Annotated in this window: 16 protein-coding genes; 7 read left to right on the plus strand and 9 right to left on the minus strand. The window is 74.9% G+C overall.

From position 1 onward, the window contains the following. Nucleotides 1–30 precede the first annotated feature (30 nt). On the minus strand, nt 31–1005 hold the full coding sequence (gene lipA / locus DQ241_RS14275; protein WP_113831177.1) for a lipoyl synthase: 975 nt from the start codon (nt 1003–1005) through the stop codon (nt 31–33). 82 nt (nt 1006–1087) lie between these two features. Beyond that, nucleotides 1088–2173 (minus strand): hypothetical protein, encoded by a 1086-nt coding sequence (locus tag DQ241_RS14280; RefSeq protein WP_158545940.1) that lies wholly within the window; start codon nt 2171–2173, stop codon nt 1088–1090. A gap of 94 nt (nt 2174–2267) precedes the next feature. On the opposite strand from DQ241_RS14280, the gene DQ241_RS14285 reads away from it, so the two are divergent. Next, nucleotides 2268–3197, plus strand: coding sequence for an LLM class F420-dependent oxidoreductase (locus DQ241_RS14285; protein WP_113830875.1), 930 nt, complete (start codon nt 2268–2270; stop codon nt 3195–3197). Between the two features lie 64 nt (nt 3198–3261). Beyond that, complete coding sequence (locus tag DQ241_RS20620; protein WP_158545941.1) at nt 3262–3777, plus strand: ClbS/DfsB family four-helix bundle protein; 516 nt, start codon at nt 3262–3264, stop codon at nt 3775–3777. A 51-nt stretch (nt 3778–3828) separates the two neighbouring features. Here DQ241_RS20620 and DQ241_RS14295 read toward each other — a convergent pair whose 3' ends face one another. After that, nucleotides 3829–4908: a class I SAM-dependent methyltransferase gene (locus DQ241_RS14295; protein ID WP_113830877.1), complete on the minus strand. Its 1080-nt coding sequence runs from the start codon at nt 4906–4908 to the stop codon at nt 3829–3831. Nucleotides 4909–5076: 168 nt separating this feature from the next. On the opposite strand from DQ241_RS14295, the gene DQ241_RS14300 reads away from it, so the two are divergent. Further along, nucleotides 5077–5775, plus strand: coding sequence for a helix-turn-helix domain-containing protein (locus DQ241_RS14300; protein WP_113830878.1), 699 nt, complete (start codon nt 5077–5079; stop codon nt 5773–5775). 3 nt (nt 5776–5778) lie between these two features. On the opposite strand, the gene DQ241_RS14305 is transcribed toward DQ241_RS14300, so the two are convergent. Continuing rightward, nucleotides 5779–8082, minus strand: a complete 2304-nt coding sequence (locus DQ241_RS14305) for a bifunctional diguanylate cyclase/phosphodiesterase (protein WP_113830879.1) — start codon at nt 8080–8082, stop codon at nt 5779–5781. 262 nt (nt 8083–8344) lie between these two features. On the opposite strand from DQ241_RS14305, the gene leuS reads away from it, so the two are divergent. Together leuS and DQ241_RS14315 are read left to right on the plus strand one after the other, a co-directional pair. Continuing rightward, nucleotides 8345–11242: a leucine--tRNA ligase gene (gene leuS / locus DQ241_RS14310; RefSeq protein ID WP_113830880.1), complete on the plus strand. Its 2898-nt coding sequence runs from the start codon at nt 8345–8347 to the stop codon at nt 11240–11242. 98 nt (nt 11243–11340) lie between these two features. Next, complete coding sequence (locus DQ241_RS14315; RefSeq protein WP_113830881.1) at nt 11341–12354, plus strand: GNAT family N-acetyltransferase; 1014 nt, start codon at nt 11341–11343, stop codon at nt 12352–12354. Here DQ241_RS14315 and lipB read toward each other — a convergent pair. Beyond that, nucleotides 12347–12985, minus strand: coding sequence for a lipoyl(octanoyl) transferase LipB (lipB, locus tag DQ241_RS14320; RefSeq protein WP_233492443.1), 639 nt, complete (start codon nt 12983–12985; stop codon nt 12347–12349). The genes DQ241_RS14315 and lipB overlap by 8 nt on opposite strands. A 10-nt stretch (nt 12986–12995) precedes the next feature. Then, nucleotides 12996–14237, minus strand: a complete 1242-nt coding sequence (locus tag DQ241_RS14325; protein ID WP_113831179.1) for an NAD(P)/FAD-dependent oxidoreductase — start codon at nt 14235–14237, stop codon at nt 12996–12998. 88 nt (nt 14238–14325) lie between these two features. Here DQ241_RS14325 and DQ241_RS14330 point away from each other — a divergent pair, with 88 nt between their 5' ends. Then, nucleotides 14326–15879, plus strand: a complete 1554-nt coding sequence (locus tag DQ241_RS14330; protein WP_113830882.1) for a serine/threonine-protein kinase — start codon at nt 14326–14328, stop codon at nt 15877–15879. 5 nt (nt 15880–15884) lie between these two features. On the opposite strand, the gene DQ241_RS14335 is transcribed toward DQ241_RS14330, so the two are convergent. The 3 genes from DQ241_RS14335 to lpdA form a co-directional block, all read right to left on the minus strand. After that, nucleotides 15885–16793 carry a TIGR01777 family oxidoreductase gene (locus tag DQ241_RS14335; protein WP_113830883.1) on the minus strand — a complete coding sequence of 303 codons (909 nt, stop codon included), beginning with the start codon at nt 16791–16793 and terminating at the stop codon, nt 15885–15887. Nucleotides 16794–16863: 70 nt separating this feature from the next. Further along, nucleotides 16864–18699 carry a 2-oxoglutarate dehydrogenase, E2 component, dihydrolipoamide succinyltransferase gene (gene sucB, locus DQ241_RS14340; protein WP_113830884.1) on the minus strand — a complete coding sequence of 612 codons (1836 nt, stop codon included), beginning with the start codon at nt 18697–18699 and terminating at the stop codon, nt 16864–16866. 53 nt (nt 18700–18752) lie between these two features. Beyond that, a complete protein-coding gene (gene lpdA / locus DQ241_RS14345; RefSeq protein ID WP_113830885.1) occupies nt 18753–20132 on the minus strand; it encodes a dihydrolipoyl dehydrogenase in 1380 nt (459 codons plus the stop codon). A 319-nt stretch (nt 20133–20451) separates the two neighbouring features. On the opposite strand from lpdA, the gene DQ241_RS21120 reads away from it, so the two are divergent. Then, a complete protein-coding gene (locus tag DQ241_RS21120) occupies nt 20452–20622 on the plus strand; it encodes a hypothetical protein (RefSeq protein ID WP_233492444.1) in 171 nt (56 codons plus the stop codon). Nucleotides 20623–20634 lie beyond the last annotated feature (12 nt).

The raw sequence follows: 20634 nt of genomic DNA on the forward strand, positions 1-20634 counted from the left end.
GCCCGAGCGCTCCGGCGACGCGCCCGCGGATCAGACCGTAGGAGTGAGGCCCCGGGCCGCGATGGCCTGCTGATACAGGCGGCCGGCGCGGTAGGAGCTGCGGACCAGCGGACCGGCCAGCACCCCCGGGAAGCCGATCTCCTCGGCGTCCTGCTGGAAGCCGACGAACTCGTCGGGCTTGACCCACCGGACGACGGGGTGGTGCCGCGGCGAGGGCCGCAGGTACTGGGTGATGGTGAGCAGGTCGCAGCCGGCGTCGTGCAGCGCCTGCATCGTCTCGCGGACCTCGTCGGGCTCCTCGCCCATGCCGAGGATCAGGTTGGACTTGGTGACCAGCCCGGCCTCGCGGGCGGCGGTGATGACGGCCAGCGAGCGCTCGAACCGGAACCCCGGGCGGATCCGCTTGAAGATGCGCGGCACGGTCTCGACGTTGTGCGCGAGCACCTCGGGCCGGGAGGAGAAGACCTCCGCCAGCTGCTCGGGGTCGGCGTTGAAGTCCGGGATCAGCAGCTCGACGCCGCAGCCCGGGAGAGCGGCGTGGATCTGGCGCACCGTCTCGGCGTAGAGCCAGGCGCCGCCGTCGGGCAGGTCGTCGCGGGCGACGCCGGTGACCGTGGCGTACTTCAGGCCCATGGTGGCCACGCTCTCGGCCACGCGCCGCGGCTCGTCCACGTCGTAGTCGGCCGGCTTGCCGGTGTCGATCTGGCAGAAGTCGCAGCGCCGGGTGCACTGGTCGCCACCGATGAGGAAGGTGGCCTCCCGGTCCTCCCAGCACTCGTAGATGTTGGGGCAGCCGGCCTCCTCGCACACCGTGTGCAGCCCCTCGCGGCGGACCAGCGACTTCAGCTCGGTGTACTCGGGCCCGGTCTTGAGCCGGGTCTTGATCCAGTCGGGCTTGCGCTCGATCGGGACCTGGGCGTTGCGCACCTCGAGGCGCAGGAGTTTCCGTCCGGCCGGCTCGATCCGCGCGTCGGGGGAGGGGATCGAGGGGGCCGTCTCGCTCATGATCTCCACGGTACCCGCGCGGACGACGCAGCCCCCGTCGCGCGGGCGACGGGGGCTGCGGCGTGGAGCACGGTCGGGTGGATCAGACCTGCTTGTCGTCGGGGCCGGCCGTCGGCCCCTCACCGGTGGCGTTGCCGCCGCTGGTGAACGGCTCGGGCGCGTCGGTGCCGTTGACGGTGGCGGTGTCGGGGCCGTCGCCCTCCACCAGCTGGGCGTCGCGGACGCCCATGTCGGACTCGTTGGGCGCGGCGTCGCCGGACTGGTCGGCGGTGGAGACCGTCTTGCCTTCGGTGCTCGGGGAGCTGGGCACGGGATCCTCTCGGTAGCTGGGCACCGGGCCGTCACCGGCGGGTGCGGGAGTCCAGTCGGTGCCCTTCGAGCGCCGGATCAGGACGAAGACGGCCGTACCCGCCGCGGCGAACACGAACACCCACGGCCAGCGACGCGGCTCCTTCTCGATGCCGGTCTTCCGCTTCACCTGCTTGGCGGTGACGGCGGCCTTCTTCTCGAACTCGCGCCGCTTCTTCCCCGCCGCCTTGCGTGCCTTCTTGGCCGACCTGCGTGCGCGGCGGGTCGACTCGGCAGCGGCGGCGGCCAGCTCGGCGCGGCGGGCGTCGAGCTCGCTGCGCGCGCTGTCGACCCCGGCCAGCAGGGTCTCGCGAGCGCTGTCCAGCGCCGGGCCGACGGCGTCGCGGGCGGCCGCGACGCGCGGCGTCGCGTAGGCCAGGGCGGCGGTCTGCGCCGCGTCCAGGCGCGGGACGACGTCCTCGCGCAGTGCCTTCTGAGCTGCCTTCTGGGCCGCCTCCACCCGCGGAGCCAGGTCCGTCGCCGCCTTGCTGGCGGCGGCCTTCCCGGCGACGACGGCGGCGGCGACCTTGGGGGCGGCCGCCTCGCGAGCGGCCTCCACCCGCGGGACCAGCGCCTCGCGTGCCGCGTCCACCCGGGGAGCGAGGGTGTCCCGGGCCGTGGCCACGGCCGGTGCGGCGACCGCCGCGGCCGCGGCGATCTTGGGGGCGACCGCCTTCTGGGCGGCTTCGAGCCGGGGGCCGAGCTGCTCGGCCGCGAGGTGACCGGCCTGCGTGGCCGCCACCCCGATGTGGGCGAAACCCTCCTGGAGCTCGGCGCCGATGACCTGACCGCGCGTCTTCTTGCGGAACACGAGCTGCACCTCCACTAGATCGTCTCGGGCCATCCTGCCCGCTCACGCGGATGAGCACACCCCGAGATCAGCCGAGTGACCTGCGCCTCGCTAGCGTTCGGGCGTGCAGCTCCGGATCTTCACCGAACCCCAGATGGGCGCCACCTACGACGACCTGCTCGCGGTCGCCAGGCGCACCGAGGAGACCGGCTTCGACGCCTTCTTCCGGTCCGACCACTACCTGACGATGGGCGGCGACGGCCTGCCCGGCCCGACCGACGCCTGGCTCACCCTCGCCGGCCTGGCCCGGGAGACCAGCCGGATCCGGCTGGGCACGCTGATGACCGCCGGCACCTTCCGGCTGCCCGGGCCGCTGGCGATCTCGGTCGCCCAGGTGGACCAGATGAGCGGTGGCCGGGTGGAGTTCGGCATCGGCTCGGGCTGGTTCGCCGAGGAGCACACCGCCTACGGCATCCCGTTCCCGCCGCTGGGCGAGCGGTTCGACCGCTACGAGGAGCAGCTCGCCGTCATCACCGGGCTGTGGGGCACGCCGCTGGGGGAGACGTTCGACTTCGACGGCCGGTACTACCAGCTGTCCGGCTCGCCGGCGCTGCCCAAGCCGGTGCAGGACGGCGGCATCCCGGTGCTGATCGGCGGCGGGGGCAGGAAGCGGACCCCGCGGCTGGCCGCTCGCTACGCCGCCGAGTTCAACGTGCCGTTCATGTCGGCCGAGGAGAACGCCCGGTTGTTCGCCGGAGTCCGCGATGCCTGCGACGAGGCCGGGCGCGACCCGTCGTCCCTCGTGTACAGCTCGGCTCTGGTGCTCTGCGTGGGCAGGGACGAGGCCGAGCTCGCCCGCCGCGCCGCGGCGATCGGTCGCGACGTGGACGAGCTGCGCGAGCACGGCGTCGCCGGGACGCCGGCCGAGGCGGTCGACACGATCGGCCGCTACGCCGAGGCGGGCGCCCAGCGCGTGTACCTGCAGGTGCTGGACCTGTCCGACCTCGACCACCTGGACCTCGTCGCTGCGGAGGTGGCGCCCCAGCTGGGCTGACCGGCATCGACGGACGGGACCTCCGTCCCTGCCCCGCCGTCGGCGAGGTGGTCACGATCAGCCCGTGGGCCGGTTCACCACGAAGCAGCAGCTGCGGGACGAGATCGTGCGCGAGCGGGCGAAGCTGGACGACCTGCTCGCTCGGATCCCGCCCGAGGACGAGCTGCTCGAGGTGACCGACGGGATGAGCGTGAAGGACTTCCTGGCACACCGCGCCGAGTGGGGCCGGATGCTCACCGCCTGGTACCTGGAGGCCCGCGCCGGCGGGACCCCTGCGGTGCCCAGCGAGCGCTGGGGGTGGAACCACCTGCCGGAGCTCAACGCCGAGATCCGGCGGCGGTACGCCGACCGGCCGCTGGAGGACGTGGAGCGCGACTTCCGGGAGGTCCACGACTCGCTCCTCGCGCTGTTCGACGGGATGAGCGAGGACGAGCTGTTCGAGCGCCGGCACCTGTCCTTCACGGGCAGCTCCGACCTGGCGGCCTACGTCAACTCGGCGACCGCGGCGCACTACCGGTCCGCGCGCACGCACATCGCCCGGTGGTGGCGGGAGCGCAGCGTCCCCGTCGGCCAGGGGTAGGTGCGCTCCCGGCAGGTGGCGCCCCGGCTCGGTCAAGGCGCCACCTCCGCCTCACGTTCGACGGCCCCAGGTCAGGGCGTGCATCGGCGTGAGCTGCGCCGTCCCGAGGTCGGTGAACCCGTGCCGGCCGAGCAGGTCGTCGTACGCGGCGCGGGGGAGGAGCTGGTCGTCGATCTGCGCCTCGAAGAACTGGATGCCGCTCATGATCCGGCCCGGGACGCTGCGCAGGCCCTCGTCGGTGTCGGGGAAGGGGAAGTCCGAGATCACGAACCACCCACCCGGCTCCAGGACGGCGCGGACGTTCTCGGTGACCCGGTCGATGTCGCGGCACTCGTGCATCGAGATGTTGTTGACCACCAGGGCTGCCGGCTCGTCGAGCGCCACGTCCTCGACCGCCATGTCCTCGAGCGCGCTGTGCACGAGGGTGACGCGGTCGTCGACGCCGGCGGCCGCGACGCGGTCGCGGGCCCGGTCGATCGAGTGCGCGTCGCCGTCCACGCCGACGACCGCGCACCGGGGGTAGGTGGTCGCGAGCCGGATCGCGCCCACGCCCGAGCCGCACGCCGTGTCCACGACGGTGCACCCCGCGGTGAGCCGCTCGGCCAACCCGGGCACGCGCTCCAGGCCGCCGGGCACCAGCCGCGTGTAGAACGGCGTCCCGGTGCCGGCGACGGCGGCGATCCAGTCCGGGCTGGTGTCCTCCCACCACATGCGCTCGCCGGAGGCCAGGGACGCCTCGAACCGGCCGAACATCTCCGGCGCCTCGCAGACGCCGAACACGCCACCGACGAACGCCGGCGAGCCGTCGTCGAGCAGCAGCGTGGCCATGTGGTCGGCCAGGCGGTAGCCGCCGCCGGTGCGCTCGAGGACGCCCGCGCCGAACGCGGCACGGCACCACACGGCGACGTAGACGGGGTCCAGGCCGAGCGCGTCGGCCAGGTCGTCGGGAGAGCCGCCCGGCCGGTCGGCCAGCTGCCGCAGGAGGCCGGCGCGCAGGCCCATCGCGACGGTGCGGTGCCCGACGTAGCCGGCTATCAGGGAGAGCAGCTTCGGCGCCGTGTCGGCCAGCGACGGCGGGGCGGGCGCACCCGCCTGCGCGGGGATGCCGGGGGTGGAGGTGGTCGTGGTCATCGGGACCTCCGGAGGGGAGGGGAACGGGATGCGACGACGGTCCCGCTCCCGTGCGCCCGCTCCCAGTTCTCGATCTGTACCGCTCCGGCCGCACCGCGGGCCGACGGGCCTTCCCGCGGGGCGAGCCCGGTCCTACGGTCGAGCCATCCGGCCGAGGGGAGGTGCGGCATGCCCTCGCAGTACGGCCAGTTCTGCCCCGTGGCCAAGGCGATGGAGCTGCTCGACGAGCGGTGGACCCTGCTCGTCGTCCGCGAGCTGATGCTCGGCAGCCGGCACTTCAACGCCCTGCGCCGGGGCGTGCCGCGCATGTCCCCGGCGCTGCTGTCCAAGCGGCTGCACACGCTGGTGCGGGCCGGCGTGGTCGAGCGCTGGGTCGACGGCAACCGGGTGAGCTACCGGCTGACCGAGTCCGGCCGCGAGCTGGAGCCGATCGTGGAGGCGGTCGGCCGGTGGGGGATCCGCTGGATCCCGGAGCTCGGCGACGCGGACCTGGACCCGCACCTGCTGCTGTGGGACATCCACCGGAACGTCGACACCGAGGCCGTCCCCGACGGGCGGACGGTGATCGCCTTCGTCTTCCCCGACGTCGCGGGACCGGCCCGGTGCTGGTGGATCGTCGTCACCGGGGACGGCGTGGACGTGTGCGACGCCGACCCCGGGGACCCGCCGCGGGTCACGGTCGAGGCGGGCCTGCGGACGCTGACCCGGCTGTGGCGCGGCGACGTCGACTGGGCCGGCGCCCTGCGCTCCGGTGACCTGGTCCTGCACGGCGAGCCGCAGGCCCGGCGGGCGCTGCCCCGGTGGCTGAAGCTCTCCGCTCTGGCGGGCACCCCGCGTCCCGACCGGCGGGCCGCGCTGCCGGTGTGAGGATCAGCCCCGCGCGTCCTGGAGCAGCGACGGGCGGGGGGTGGACAGCCAGGTGAGGAAGTCGGCCACCGGCATGGGCCGCGCGATCCCGTAACCCTGGACGGCGTCGCAGCCGAGACGGGCCAGCGCCGCGGCGGTCGCGGCGTCCTCGACGCCCTCGACCACCAGGCTCAGCCCCAGGTCGCGGGCGAGCGCGGCGGTGTGCCGCACGATCGCCGCAGCGCGGGGGTCGCGGTGGACGTCGACCGACAGGCTGCGGTCGAGCTTCAGCTCGTCGGCGGGCAGGTGCCGGAGGTAGGCCAGCGAGCTGTAGCCGGTGCCGTAGTCGTCGATCGAGGTGCGCACGCCCAGCCGGCGCAGCTCGGCCAGCACCTGGCGGCCGCGCTCCGGATCGGCCATGAGGGTGTCCTCGACCAGCTCCAGGGTGAGCGCGGCCGCGGGCAGGCCGTGCCGCTGCAGCGCCGCGGCCACCTTGCCCGGCAGGTCCAGGTCGTTGACGTTCGCGGCCGCGAGGTTGACCGAGACCGGCACCCGCCGGTCGGCCCACCAGCTCTCGGCCGCCGTGAGCGCCAGCTCCAGCACCGTGTCGGTCAGCGCGCGGAGCAGTCCGGCCTGCTCGGCCGCGGGCAGGAGGTCGGCGGGGGACAGGAGGCCGCGCACCGGGTGCTGCCACCGGACGAGGGCCTCGACGCCGACGACGGCGCCGTCGGCCAGGGCGACCTGCGGCTGCAGGTGGACCAGCAGCTGGTCCTCGCTCGCCAGCGCCGTCCGGAGCTCCTCCATGGTCCGCAGCCGGTCGCCGGTACCGCCGTGCGGATCGGGGACGTAGACGTGGACGCCCTCCCGGGCGGCCTTGGCCGCGTACATCGCGACGTCGGCGCAGCGCAGCATCTCCTGCACCGTGGCGGCCGGCACGGGCGCGGTCGCCACGCCGATGCTGACCCCGACGTGCAGCCGGATGCCCTCCACGGCGAACGGCTGGAGCAGCAGCTTGCGCAACCGTTCCGCCCGGTCCTGCGCGTCGGCGAGCGACGCCTCGGGCAGCAGGACGGCGAACTCGTCGCCTCCGAGCCGGGCCAGGAGCTCGCCCGGTCGCAGCGCCGGCTCCAGCCGCGGCCCGATCTGGGCCAGGAGCTGGTCACCCGCGGTGTGCCCCAGGCTGTCGTTGACCTCCTTGAACCCGTCCAGGTCCAGCAGCAGCAGCGCCGCCGGACGGCGTGCGTCGGCGACGGCGAGCACCCGCTCGGCGCGGTCCAGCAGCGCGCGGCGGTTGGCCAGGCCGGTGAGCTCGTCGGTGCGCGCCTGCTGCCGGACCTCGTTGAAGGCGCGGACCTCGCCGAAGGTCACGGCCGTGCGGGCGATCGCGGCGAGCACGCAGCCGATGGCCAGCCAGGCCGCGGCCACGGGCAGCCGGTCGCCCCAGCCCAGCGCGAGCACCAGCAGGCTGGCGACGTTGCAGGTCAGCGGCAGGGCCAGCAGCCGCCAGCCCAGCCGGGTCCGGCCGTCCTGCTCGGCCGGCCGCGGGCGCGGCCGGGCCAGGTGGGCGCCCAGGCCGACCAGGCAGATGCCGATGAGCCAGAAGAGCTCCAGCGGGCCGCCGTCCACGTACGTGCCGGCGGCGGTGCGGGCGAACAGCACGACGTCGCCGACCATGACGGCGCCCATGGCGGCGGTGACCAGCAGCAGCGTGCGGTCCAGGCGCACACCGAGGATCGACCCCACGGCCACGAGCAGGCCGAGCAGGAGGACGTCGGTGACCGGCAGGGCCATCTGGACCAGCGGCACGGCGTCGCGGCCGTCGGCGGGGTGCAGGTAGGGCCCGACGAGGAAGGCGACCCCGACGGCGGTCGCGCCGAGGGCGCCGATCACGCCGTCGAGCCACATGCTCGGGTGGAACCGCGCCACCCGGGCCCGGATCAGCCCGACCATGGTCACGTACAGGGTCAGGTAGGCGATCAGCGAGAGGACGTCGACCACGAACCACGGCGAGGTGCCGCCGCCGTCGACCCCCGTGGACAGCGTGCGGAGCGCGTTCGCCGAGGCGCTGAGCAGCAGCGACACGGCCAGCGCGCGCCAGGCGAGCCGCTCGCGGGGCACGCGACGGGCGGCGCACCAGCACAGCGCCGCGGCCGGCAGGTAGGCGAGGTTGTAGAGGCCGGCGTCGTAGAGCCGGTCCCAGCCGAGGCCGGCCGGCCTCGGGCCGACGCCGGTGGCGAACAGCCCGACGGACAGGATCGTGAGGACCAGCAGGGCGCGCGACGACGGGGCGGTGCCCGCGCGCGCTGCCGTCGGCCGGTCGGTCCTCACACGGAGGTCATCGGCGGGTCCGGCCCGCGACCGGAGGGCGGCGTGGCCCGGATCACGCTCCGACGGGTGACGGCGCCGCTGGGCGGCCGCTGCGCCCGGCGACCGGCGGCGGGCCCGTCGGAGTAGGATCACCGGCGTGACCAGGCGGCTCCTGCTTGCCAGGCCGTGCTGACCCCCAGACCACCTGTCAGCACGGCGACCCCTCCTGCGTGAGGGGTTTTTTGATGTCCGCCGCCGGTACCAGTCCCCGGGAGCACGAACGATGAGCCAGACGGCCGACCAGCCCAGCGTCGAGCAGCCGACGGGGGACGTCCCCCCTCACCGCTACACGCCCGCCCTGGCCCAGCAGATCGAGCTCGCCTGGCAGGACCGGTGGGAGGCCGAGGGCACGTTCCACACGCCCAACCCGACCGGCCGGCTGAGCGAGGGCTTCGAGAAGGTCGCCGACCGCCCGAAGTTCTTCGCGATGGACATGTTCCCGTACCCCTCGGGTGCGGGGCTGCACGTCGGCCACCCGCTGGGCTACCTGGGCACCGACGTCACCAGCCGGTTCCGCCGCATGGACGGCGACAACGTGCTGCACCCGATGGGCTACGACGCCTTCGGCCTGCCCGCCGAGCAGTACGCCGTGCAGACCGGGCAGCACCCGCGGATCACCACCGAGGCGAACATCGCCGCGATCAAGGCGCAGCTGCGCCGGCTGGGCGTGGACCACGACCAGCGCCGGACCTTCGCCACGATCGACCCGGGCTACTACAAGTGGACCCAGTGGATCTTCCTGCAGATCTTCGGCTCCTGGTTCGACGAGGCGCAGGGCAGGGCGCGCCGGATCGACGAGCTGGTCGCCGAGCTGGACGCCGGCACCCGCGAGCCCGCTCCCGGCACGAACCCGACCGGCCGCCCCTGGGCGGAGCTGGACGAGGCCGAGAAGGGCCGGGTCGTCGACGCCCACCGGCTGGCCTACCTGCACGAGGCGCCGGTGAACTGGTGCCCGGGCCTGGGCACCGTGCTGTCCAACGAGGAGGTCACGCCCGACGGCCGGTCGGAGCGCGGCAACTTCCCCGTGTTCCGGCGTCCCCTGAAGCAGTGGATGATGCGGATCACCGCCTACGCCGACCGGCTGCTGGCCGACCTGGACCGGCTGGACTGGTCGGACTCGCTGAAGCTGATGCAGCGCAACTGGATCGGCCGCTCGACCGGCGCCAAGATCAGGTTCGCCTGCGCCGGTGAGACCGTCGAGGTGTTCACCACCCGCCCCGACACCCTGTTCGGCGCCACCTACGTGGTGCTGGCGCCGGAGCACCCGCTGGTCGAGAGCCTGACCGCGGCCGCCTGGCCGTCCGGCACCGACCCCCGCTGGACCGGCGGCGCGGCGACGCCGGCCGAGGCGGTGCGCGAGTACCAGCGGCAGGCCTCCCGCCGCTCGGAGCTGGACCGCCAGGACACCGGCCGCGAGAAGACCGGCGTGTGGCTGGGCGTCACCGCCGTCAACCCGGTCAACGGCCGGGAGCTGCCGGTGTTCATCGCCGACTACGTGCTGACCGGCTACGGCACCGGCGCGATCATGGCGGTGCCCGGTGAGGACCAGCGCGACTGGGAGTTCGCGAAGGAGTTCGGCCTGGACATCGTGCCCACGGTCGAGCGGCCCGAGGGTTTCGACGAGGACAGCGGCGCCTGGACCGGCCCCGGCCGGATGATCAACTCGGCCAACGACGAGATCTCGCTGGACGGCCTGGACAAGGCGACGGCGATCGCGAAGGTCACCGAGTGGCTGGTCGGCAAGGGCGCCGGCGAGGCGACCACCACCTACAAGCTGCGCGACTGGCTGTTCAGCCGGCAGCGCTACTGGGGCGAGCCGTTCCCGATCGTCTACGACGAGGACGACCGCCCGGTCGCCGTCCCGGAGTCCGCGCTGCCGGTGCTGCTGCCCGAGGTCGACGACTACTCGCCGAAGACCTTCGCCGACGACGACGCCGACTCCTCCCCGGAGCCGCCGCTGTCGCGCGCCACCGACTGGACGACGGTCGAGCTGGACCTGGGCGACGGGCCGAAGAAGTACCGCCGCGAGACGAACACGATGCCCAACTGGGCCGGCTCCTGCTGGTACTACCTGCGCTACCTGGACCCGGGCGACGACGAGCGGATGGTCGCCCCCGAGCTGGAGCGCTACTGGATGGGCCCGCGCGAGCCCGGGGACACCGGCGGCGTCGACCTGTACGTCGGTGGCGTCGAGCACGCGGTGCTGCACCTGCTGTACGCGCGGTTCTGGCACAAGGTGCTCTTCGACCTGGGCTACGTGTCCAGCGAGGAACCGTTCCGGCGGCTGGTCAACCAGGGCTACATCTCCGCCTACGCCTACACCGACGCGCGCGGCTTCTACGTGCCGGCGGCCGACGTCGTGGAGAAGGACGGGCGGTTCTTCCACGAGGGCCAGCCGGTCAACCGCGAGTACGGGAAGATCGGCAAGAGCCTGAAGAACATGGTCACGCCGGACGAGATGATCGGTGCGTACGGCGCCGACACCTTCCGCGTGTACGAGATGTCGACCGGCCCGCTGGAGCAGTCGCGGCCGTGGGAGACCAAGGCCGTCGTCGGCTCGCAGCGGCTGCTCCAGCGGATCTGGCGGGTCGTCGTCGAGGAGGTCTCCGGCGCCGTCCGGGCCGCGGACGACGTCGAGCCGGCCGAGGAGACGCTGCGCGCGCTGCACAAGGCGATCGACGGCGTCCGCGACGGCTACGCGACGCTGCGGTTCAACATCGCGATCGCCCGCATCACCGAGCTGACCAACCACCTGACCCAGGCCTACGGCGCCGAGCAGCCGGTGCCGCGGTCGGTCGCCGAGCCGCTGGTGCTGATGGTCGCCCCGCTGGCGCCGCACCTGGCCGAGGAGCTGTGGTCGCGGCTGGGCCACGACGGCTCCGTGGCGTGGGCGCCGTTCCCGGAGGCGGAGCAGCGCTGGCTGGTGGAGGACACGGTGCAGGTCGCCGTCCAGGTCAACGGCAAGGTGCGGTCGCAGGTGTCCGTGCCGGCCGACGCCGACGCCGCGGCCCTGGAGGCGGCGGCCCGCGCCGACGAGAAGATCGCCGGCTACCTGGCGGGCGCCACCGTGCGCCGCGTCGTCGCCGTCCCGGGCCGGCTGGTCAACTTCGTCCTCGGCTGAGGAAGGACCCCGTCCCCCTCACGCCTCGCAGGCTCGGGCCGGGCCTCTGGACGGGCCCGGCGCGGAAAAGCGGTTGCCGCGGCCGGTAGGACGGGGGGGTGACCTGCTCTCCCGTCCGCCTGGTCGAGGTCGGCCCGGACGACGACCTGTTCGCCGGCTGGTGCGCGGTGTGGTCGGCCGCCCAGGTGGCCGACCGGCCCGATGAGGCGCCCCGCCCGGCGGCCGACCACGTCGCCCTCGCCCGGCAGCTGGTCGAACCGGGTGGGTCGCGGGGCGGCACGCACCGGGCGGCGCTGGCCGGGGCGGATGTCGTCGGCGCGCTGCGGCTGCTCCTCCCGCTGCTCGACAACCCGACCGTCGCGTTCGTCGACGTGGCGGTGCAGCCGGCCCACCGGAGGCGGGGGGTGGGCAGCGCGCTGCTCGCCGAGGCGGGGCGGATCGCGGCGGCGCACGGCCGCGACGAGCTGATCGCCGAGCTCGACGAGCCGGGGCCGGGCACGGCGGGCCGCGCGTTCGCCGAGCACCACGGCTGGTCCTGCGACCTGCTGGAGACCCGCCGCGACCTGGTGCTCCCGGTCGACGAGGGGCGGCTGGCCGCGCTCGAGGCGGAGGCCCGGGCGGCGGGCCACGGCTACGAGGTCGTGTCCTGGCGGGACCGCACCCCCGACGCCCTGCTGGCGGACCGGGCGCTGCTGGAGCAGCGGATGAGCACCGACGCACCGCACGGCGACCTGCCGGTGGGGGAGGAGCGGTGGGACGCCGACCGCGTCCGGGAGCACGAGGCGGCGGTCCTGGCGCGGGGACGCACCGTCCTCTCCGCCGGGGCGGTCCGCGACGGCCGGCTGGTCGCCTTCACCGACCTGCACGTGCCGCTCGACCGCCCCGAGCGGGCCCAGCAGGGCGCCACGCTGGTGCTCCGCGAGCACCGGGGGCACCGGCTCGGCGCGCGGGTCAAGGCCGCGGTGCTGCGGGAGCTGGCCGCCCAGCTGCCGCAGGTGCGGCGGATCACCACCTACAACGCGGAGAGCAACACCCCGATGGTGGCGGTGAACCAGGCCCTCGGCTTCGAGCCGGCCGGGCAGATGTCGGTGTGGTCCCGCCGGCTCAGCTGACAGGGGTGCCGGTCAGCACGGCACGCATGCCGGCCTCGACCGCATCGACCACCTCGGCCACCGGGACGTCGCGCCCCAGCTCGGTGGTCAGCGAGGTGGCACCGGCGTCGACGATGCCGCACGGGATCATGTTCGCGAAGGCGGCCATGTCGGGGTCGCAGTTCAGCGCGAAGCCGTGCATGGTCACCCCGCGCGCGACCCGGACGCCGATCGCCGCGACCTTGCGGTCGGGGCCGCGCCGGTCGGCGCGCACCCAGACGCCGCTGCGGCCCTCGACCCGCTCGGTGGCCAGGCCCACGCCGGCGCACACGTCGATCAGCGCGCTCTCCAGCCGGCGGACGTGCGCGACCACGTCGACCGGGTCGGGCAGCCGGACGATCGGGTAGCCGACCAGCTGCCCCGGGCCGTGCCAGGTGATCTTGCCGCCGCGGTCGACGTCGACCACCGGCGTGCCGTCGAAGGGGCGCTCGTGCGGCTCGGTGCGCTTGCCCGCGGTGTAGACCGGCGGGTGCTCCAGCAGGAGCAGCGTGTCGGGGGCGCTGCCGTCCACGACCCGGGCGTGCAGCTCGCGCTGGCGCGCCCACGCCTCCTCGTAGTCGACCAGGCCCAGCCGCAGCACCTCGAGCGTCACGCCGCCCAGCCTATGCCCGTGGGGCGGTCGCGTCGGGCCGCAACCGCGCCAGCACGGCCCGGGCGGCGCGCGCGCCGCTGGCCATGGCGCCCTGGATGGAGGGGGTGTCGCGGTGGTCGCCGCAGACGAACACGCCCTCACCCAGGTCGACGGGCCGGCGCAGCCGCAGCGGCGGCACGGCGGCCGGCTGGGCGCCGGTCACCGTCACGCTGGTCAGGTGCTCCAGGTCGGTGGTGGCGACGCCGTGCGCCCGGGCCACCTCCTCCCGGACGTCGGCCTCGCGGGTCGGCGCCAGCGTCGAGCTGGCGACGAGCGCCCGGCCGTCGGGGCCGTACCGGGGTTGCGCGTCGGTGAGGACGGCGCTGTTCACCACGCTGCCGCCCGGCCGGCCGAGCACCAGCAGCGGCTCGTCCCAGGGCGAGCCGGGCAGCACGTGCAGGTGGGTGGTGACCTGGCGCGGCGCGGAGGCGTCCACGGACGGCAGCAGCCGGGCCGCCGTCGCCGGGTCCGTGGCCACGACGACCGCGTCCGCGGCGATCGTCCCGGCGTCGGTCCGGACCCTGCCGGCGACGACGTCGGTGACCCGGCAGTCCAGGTGCAGGGCGCCGGCGGGCAGCCGGTCGGCGAGCTGCTCGCCGACGGCCTGCATGCCGTGGGCCGGCAGCCCGATCCGGCCCCGGACGAAGCTGCGCCACAGGAGATCGAGGTAGCGGCTGGACGTCTCCAGCCGGTCCTCCAGGAGCACGCCGGAGAGGAACGGGCGGAGGAAGCGCTCGAGCGACGCGCCCGTGGCGCCGGCCCGCCGCAGCGCCTGCTCGGCGGTGCGCTCCGGAGCGGCCAGCAGCCGGTCGACGGGCAGGTAGCCGGCGCGCAGCGAGAACGCGGCCAGGGCCGCCTTCTCGCGGAGGCCGCCGATCGGCGCGGCCGCGGTGGCGGGCAGGGACCAGGGACGGCTGCGCGGGTCGACGACCCGGTGCGCGCAGTTCCCGGACCACACGCGGGCCCCGGTCAGGAACCAGCCGAGGTCGAGGGCGGCCAGGTCGAGGTCCGCGGCCCGCGGGTAGCCGGTGTTGAGCACCTGGAAGCCGCGGTCGACGACGAACCCGTCGACCCGGTCGGTGGTCAACCGGCCACCGGCGTGCCCGGCGGCCTCCACGACGTGGACGTCGCACCCGGCGTCGGCCAGCCGGGTGGCGGCCGAGAGCCCGGCCAGGCCGGCGCCGACCACCACGACCTCCGCACGGGCCGGCATCGTCACGGCTCCAACCTAGCCAGCGGGGGCGCCGGCCACCTGTGGACAACCGCGACGGGCGGTGGGCGATCCCGCCTAGCGTGCCCCCATGCCCGCTGCCGAGCAGGTCCCCGCGCCGCCCGCCGTCCCCGGCTACGTGCTGGAGGAGCGGCTGGGTCGCGGCGGCTCCGGCGAGGTGTGGCGCGCGGCGCCCCGGCGCGGGGGCCCGCCGGTGGCGGTCAAGGTGCTCGTCGAGGGCGACCCGCAGGGGCAGGCCCGCGAGGCGGCGCTGCTCGGCGAGCTCGACCACCCGCACCTGGTGCGGTTGCTCGAGGTGGTCCACCAGCCGCGGCGCGGGGGAGCGGCCCGCGTGGCGCTGGTGCTGGAGCTGCTCGAGGGCGGCAGCCTGGCCGACCTGCTGGCCCGCCGCGGGCGGCTGCGGCCGGGTGAGGTGGTCACGGCGTTCGCGCCGGTCGCCGCCGCGCTGGCGCACACGCACGCCCACGGCGTCGTCCACGGGGACCTGTCGCCCGGGAATGTCGTGTTCACCGGCGAGGGGCGGCCGGTGCTCACCGACCTCGGCGTCGCCCGCGTGATCGGCGAGACGGCCGCCGCCGCCGTCACCCCGGCGTACGTCGACCCGACCGTGGCGCGGGGCGGGGCGCCCGGTCCGGCGTCCGACGTCTTCGGCGTCGCCGCCGCGGCCTTCCACGCGCTCACCGGCATCGCGCCCTGGAACGCGGCCACCCCGGCCGACATCCTCGCCGTGGCGGCGCACGGGTGGCTGCCCGACCTCGCCGAGCTGGCGCCCGAGGCGCCACCGGAGCTGCTGCGGGTGGTCGAGCGCGGGCTGTCGGCAGATCCGCACACCCGGGGCTCGGCCGCCGCGTTCGCGCTGGACCTCCGGCACGCCTGCCGGCCCGAACCCGTGGAGCTGTCGGCCACCGGCCGGTCCGGGGGGAGGCCCGATCCGCGCACGGAGCTGACCCACGTCGTGCCCGGCCGTCGTCCCCGCCCGGCGCCGGTCGTGGTGGAGCGGCGGAGCCCGGCCGGTCGCTGGTGGGACGCGCTGGGCGACCTGCGCTCCCGCGTCCCGCGGCGCGCAGCGACCGCCGTGGCGGTCCTCGCGGTGCTGGTCGCCACGGGCTGGCTCGGGCTGCGGTGGGCCGACGGCGGTCAGCGGCCGCCCGGACCCGCGGCGGCCAGCGTCGCGGCGGCCACGTCACCGGCCCCGGCCGATGCGGCCGAGAGCCCCGGGGCGCCCGCCGAGCCGGTCACCGCGGCGGACTGGACCGCGCTGCTGACGGAGCTGTACGCGCGCCGCGTCGAGGCCTTCTCGACCGCGACCGCCGAGCCGCTGGACCTGGTCTGGGCACCGGGCGCGCCGCAGCGCACCGAGGACGAGCAGCTGGTCGCCGCGCTCGCCGGCGCCGGGCAGGTGCTGGACGGTTTCCGCCCTCGGGTCGGCGCCGTCGCGGTCGCCTCCCTCGACCCGCAGCGGGCCGAGCTCCGCTTCCGGGACGGGTGGCCGGCGTACGAGGTGGTGGCGGCCGACGGCGCCGTGGTGCGCGCCGGGGCCGGGCGGCCGGACGCCGACGTCGCCGCGGTCGTGGTCCGCACGCCGCAGGGGTGGCGGATCGAGTCGGTGACCCGGACGGGCTGAGCGGCTCAGTCCTTCCGCAGCGCCTCGCGCAGGGCGTCCTCGAGCCGGGTCACCTCGAACCGGTAGCCCGAGTCGAGCAGCGCCGCGGGGACCGCCCGCTGGCCACCGATCACGCTGGCCCGCCCGAACTCGCCCAGGCCGGCCGAGACGGCGAACCCGGGGACGGGCAGCGGGGTGGGCCGGTGCAGCACCCGGCCCAGCTGCCGGGTGAACTCGGCGTTCGTGACCGGCTCGGGTGCGGTGAGGTTCACCGGACCCGAGACGTCGGAGGTGAGGAGATGGCGGATGGCGCCGACCTCGTCCCGGAGGCTGATCCACGGCCAGTACTGGTCGCCGCTGCCCAGCCGGCCCCCGAGACCCAGCCGGAACACCAGGCCGAGCACCTTGACCAGCATCGCGTCCGGGCCCAGGACCAGACCCGTCCGCAGCCGGACCACGCGCACCCCGGCCTGCTCGGCAGGAGCGGTCGCCTCCTCCCAGCGGACGCAGAGCCGGGCCAGGAAGTCATCGCCCGGAGGAGCGTCCTCGCGGATCAGCGCGTTCCCGGTGTCGCCGTAGTAACCGATGCCGGACGCGTTCACGAGCACACGCCGGCGCGACGGGTCGGCGGTCTGCGCGGCGGCCAGGCCCTCGCTGATCGTCGTCGTGGTGTCCAGCCGGCTGGTGACCAGCTGCTGCCGGTAGCGCCGGGTGAAGGGGCGGGGGCGGATCGGTGCTCCGGCCAGGTTGACCGCCGCGTCGACGTCGGCCAGCAGCGCCGGGTCGATGCGCCGGTGCTGCGGGTCCCACCGGTGCTCCTCGGCGGTGCGCGGGGTGCGGCGCACGAGCTGGAGCACCTCGTGCCCGTCGGCGCGCAGGGCCTCGAGCAGTGCCTGGCCGATGAGCCCGGAGGCACCGGACACGGCGATCTTCACGCTTCCTCCTCGATCCCCCCGGAACGGACCGGGGCCCCGGCGCGATGCCGGGGCCCCGATCGAGGAACTGCTAGGCGAGTCCGAGCTCGCCCTCGAACTGGCCGGCTTCCAGCCGCTCCTTCACCGTGGTGAGGAAGCGGGCGGCGTCCGCGCCGTCGACGATGCGGTGGTCGTAGGTGAGGGCCAGGTAGACCATCGACCGGACGGCGATGACCTCGCCGAGCTCCGGGTCGTTGACGACGACCGGGCGCTTGACCACCGAACCGGTGCCCAGGATCGCCACCTGCGGCTGGTTGATGATCGGGGTGTCGAACAGCGCACCGCGGCTGCCGGTGTTGGTCAGCGTGAAGGTGCCGCCACCGAGCTCGTCCGGGGTGATCTTGTTCGTCCGGGTGCGCTCGGCCAGGTCGGCGATCTTGCGGGCGATCCCGCCGAGGCTCAGGTCACCGGCCTCGTGGATGACCGGCACCAGCAGCCCGCGCTCCGTGTCCACCGCGATGCCCAGGTTCTCGGCGTCGTGGTAGGTGACCGTGCCGGCCTCCTGGTCGATGGAGGAGTTCACCGACGGGTGCTGCTTCAGGGCCTCGACCGCCGCCTTCGCGAAGAAGGGCAGGAAGGAGAGCTTGACCCCCTCGCGCGCCTCGAAGTCGCCCTTCGCCCGCTGCCGCAGGTTCGCGATGCGGGTGATGTCGGCTTCGACGACGGTGGTCAGCTGCGCGCTGATCTGCAGCGACTCCACCATCCGGCGGGCGATGGTGGCCCGCAGCCGGGTCAGCTTCTCCGTGCGCCCGCGCACCGAGGTGTCGGGCGTGGCCGCCGGGGACGGCGTCCGCGAGGAGCGGGCCGACGCCGCCGGGGCCGGGGCCGGGGCGGGCTTCTCGGCCGCGGCGAGGACGTCCTGCTTGCGGATCCGGCCGCCGACACCGGTGCCGGTCACGGAGCCGAGGTCGACACCGCGCTCGGCGGCCAGGCGGCGCACCAGCGGGGTGACGTACTGGCCGCCGCCGTCACCGGCCGGCGCCTGGGCAGCCGGTGCCTGCGGTGCCACCTGCGGCGGCGGGGCGTCGGTGGGGGACTGGCTGGGCTGCGCGCCGCTGGCGCCGTAGTCGCCACCGGGCTGCGCCGTGGAGCTCGCGGGCGCGGCCGGCTTCGCCTCGGGCGCGGCCTGCGGCTCCTCCTTCGGGGCCTCCTTCGGGGCCTCCTGCTGCGGTGCCTCCTGCTGCGGCGCGGGCGCCGGGGCCGGGGAGCCGCCGCCGGCCGCGCCGGTGCCGATGAGCGCGAGCTGCGCCCCGACGTCGACGGTCTCGTCCTCGTTGACCGTGATCTCGAGCAGCGTGCCGCTGACCGGCGACGGGATCTCGGTGTCGACCTTGTCGGTCGAGACCTCGAGGAGGGGCTCGTCCGCGCTGACCTCGTCACCGACGGCCTTGAGCCAGCGGGTGACGGTGCCCTCGGTGACGCTCTCGCCGAGCGCCGGCATGGTCACCGGGGTGCCCTCGCCACCGCCGGAGCCGGCTGCGCCGCCGGAGGAGGGTGCCGGGGCGGGCTGCTCCTCCTGCTGCGGTTCGGGGGCGGCGTCCTCGACCTGCTGGTCAGGGGTCTGCGGCGTGGTGTCGGCGTCCTCGGCGGAGGCCGGCGGGCTGTCCTGCGCCGGCGCGCCGCCGTCGCCGTCCCCACCGATGACGGCGAGCTCCGCGCCGACGTCGACGGTCTCGTCCTCGGCGACCAGGATCTTGGTCAGCACGCCCGACGCCGGCGAGGGGATCTCGGTGTCGACCTTGTCGGTCGAGACCTCGAGGAGGGGCTCGTCGGCCTCGACCTGCTCACCCTCCTGCTTGAGCCATCGGGTGACCGTGCCCTCGGTGACGCTCTCGCCCAGGGCGGGCATGGTGACGGAGGTCGGCATCGGGGCGGTGCTCCTTCTGGCGCTGTGGGTGGGGGAGAGGATCGGTGTGCGGATCAGCCGTGCACGTGGAGCGGCTTGCCGGCCAGCGCCAGGTGCGCCTCGCCGAGCGCCTCGCTCTGCGTCGGGTGCGGGTGGATGAGGCTGGCGACGTCGTCGGCCTCGGCCTCCCAGTTGTAGATGAGCTGGGCCTCGGCGATGAGCTCGCCGACCCGGCTGCCGACCATGTGGATGCCGACGACCGGCCCCTCGGGGGACTTGATCAGCTTCACCGCGCCGGTGGTCTTGAGGATCTGGCTGCGGCCGTTGCCGGCGAGGTCGTAGGTCAGCGTGGTCACGTCACCGAACCGCTCCTTGGCCTGCGGCTCGGTGAGACCGACCGAGGCGACCTCCGGGTCGGAGTAGGTGATCCGCGGGACGCCGGCGTAGTCGATCGGCGCCGGCTCCAGGCCGGCCACCCGCTCGGCGACGAGGATGCCCTCGGCGAAGCCCACGTGGGCCAGCTGCAGCGTCGGGATGAGGTCGCCGACGGCGGAGATGGTGGGGACGCTGGTCCGGCAGTACTCGTCGACGAGGACGTAGCCGCGGTCCATCTGCACCCCGGCCTCCTCGTAGCCCAGGCCCGAGCTGACCGGGCCGCGGCCGACGGCGACGAGCAGCAGCTCGGCCTCGAACTCCTTGCCGTTCTCGAGCGAGACCTTGACGCCGTTCTCGGTGCCCTGGACGCCGGAGAAACGGCTGCCCAGCTCGAAGCCGATCTTGCGGCGGCGGAACGCGCGCTCCAGCAGCTTGGAGGAGGACTCGTCCTCGAGCGGGACGAGGTGGGGGAGGGCCTCGATGATGGTGACGTCGACGCCGAAGGACTTCCAGGCGCTGGCGAACTCGCAGCCGATGACGCCGCCGCCGAGGATGATCGCCGAGCTCGGGACGCGGTCGAGGTTGAGCGCGTGGTCGCTGGTGATGACCCGGGTGCCGTCGATCTCCAGGCCCGGCAGGCTGCGGGCGTAGGAACCGGTGGCCAGCAGGACGTGCTTGCCCTCGTAGGTCTGCCCGTTCACCTCGACGGTGGTCGGCGAGGTGAGCCGCCCCTCGCCCTCGACGTAGGTGATCTTGCGAGCCTTCACCAGGCCCTGCAGGCCCTTGTAGAGCTTGGAGATGACGCCGTCCTTGTAGCTGTTGACGCCGTCCATGTCGATGCCGGCCAGCGACGTCTTGACGCCGAACTGCTCGCCCTCGCGGGCCAGGTCGGCCACCTCGCCGGCGTGCAGCAGCGCCTTGGTCGGGATGCAGCCGCGGTGCAGGCAGGTGCCGCCGACCTTGTCCTTCTCGATGAGGACGACGTTCAGGCCGAGCTCCGACGCGCGGAAGGCAGCGGCGTAGCCACCCGAGCCACCACCGAGGATGACCAGGTCGGCGGGGGACTGGGGTGCGCTCACGGGTGCTCCTCGATGCTCTGTGCTCTCCCGCTGGGAACGGGCGTCGCTGCTCATCCTGCCACTCCGGGAACGGTGCGGCCGGGAGCCCCGTTGGCCTTCCCGAGCGTCGCGGTGATCACACCCCGGGCGACGGCGGAGACGGGAGCAGGCAGATGGGGCTGTTCGACCGGTTGCGGGGCCGCGGCGCCCCGGCGCGCCGGGGAACCCTCGACCGCGGCTCGCACGCGGCGACCTCCGCCACCTCGAGCAGTTCGCCGCCAGCCGCCGGGGTGTCGAGGGCTACGTCGAGCCGCGGACGGCGGTCACGGAGACCACGATCGTGCTCGTCGCGGCCGACGGCGAGTGGACCCGCCGGCGCATCGACGGGCCCGACGTCGCCCGTCGGCTGCAGCGCGACCTCGGCATCCCGGTCTACGACGCCCAGGTGACCGGCTACCCCCAGCGCATGCGCGACTGGTCGAAGGACCACCGGCCCCCCACGACTCGCTAGCTCGCCGCGGGC

The sequence above is a fragment of the Blastococcus sp. TF02A-30 genome, assembly GCF_003319185.1.
Taxonomy (GTDB): domain Bacteria; phylum Actinomycetota; class Actinomycetes; order Mycobacteriales; family Geodermatophilaceae; genus Blastococcus.

Coding starts and splice junctions, on each gene's coding strand:
- lipA (WP_113831177.1), bottom strand. CDS start 1,005: ATGAGCGAGACGGCCCCCTCGATCCCCTCCCCCGACGCGCGGATCGAG.
- DQ241_RS14295 (WP_113830877.1), bottom strand. CDS start 4,908: ATGACCACGACCACCTCCACCCCCGGCATCCCCGCGCAGGCGGGTGCG.
- DQ241_RS14300 (WP_113830878.1), top strand. CDS start 5,077: ATGCCCTCGCAGTACGGCCAGTTCTGCCCCGTGGCCAAGGCGATGGAG.
- leuS (WP_113830880.1), top strand. CDS start 8,345: ATGAGCCAGACGGCCGACCAGCCCAGCGTCGAGCAGCCGACGGGGGAC.
- DQ241_RS14325 (WP_113831179.1), bottom strand. CDS start 14,237: ATGCCGGCCCGTGCGGAGGTCGTGGTGGTCGGCGCCGGCCTGGCCGGG.
- DQ241_RS14330 (WP_113830882.1), top strand. CDS start 14,326: ATGCCCGCTGCCGAGCAGGTCCCCGCGCCGCCCGCCGTCCCCGGCTAC.
- sucB (WP_113830884.1), bottom strand. CDS start 18,699: ATGCCGACCTCCGTCACCATGCCCGCCCTGGGCGAGAGCGTCACCGAG.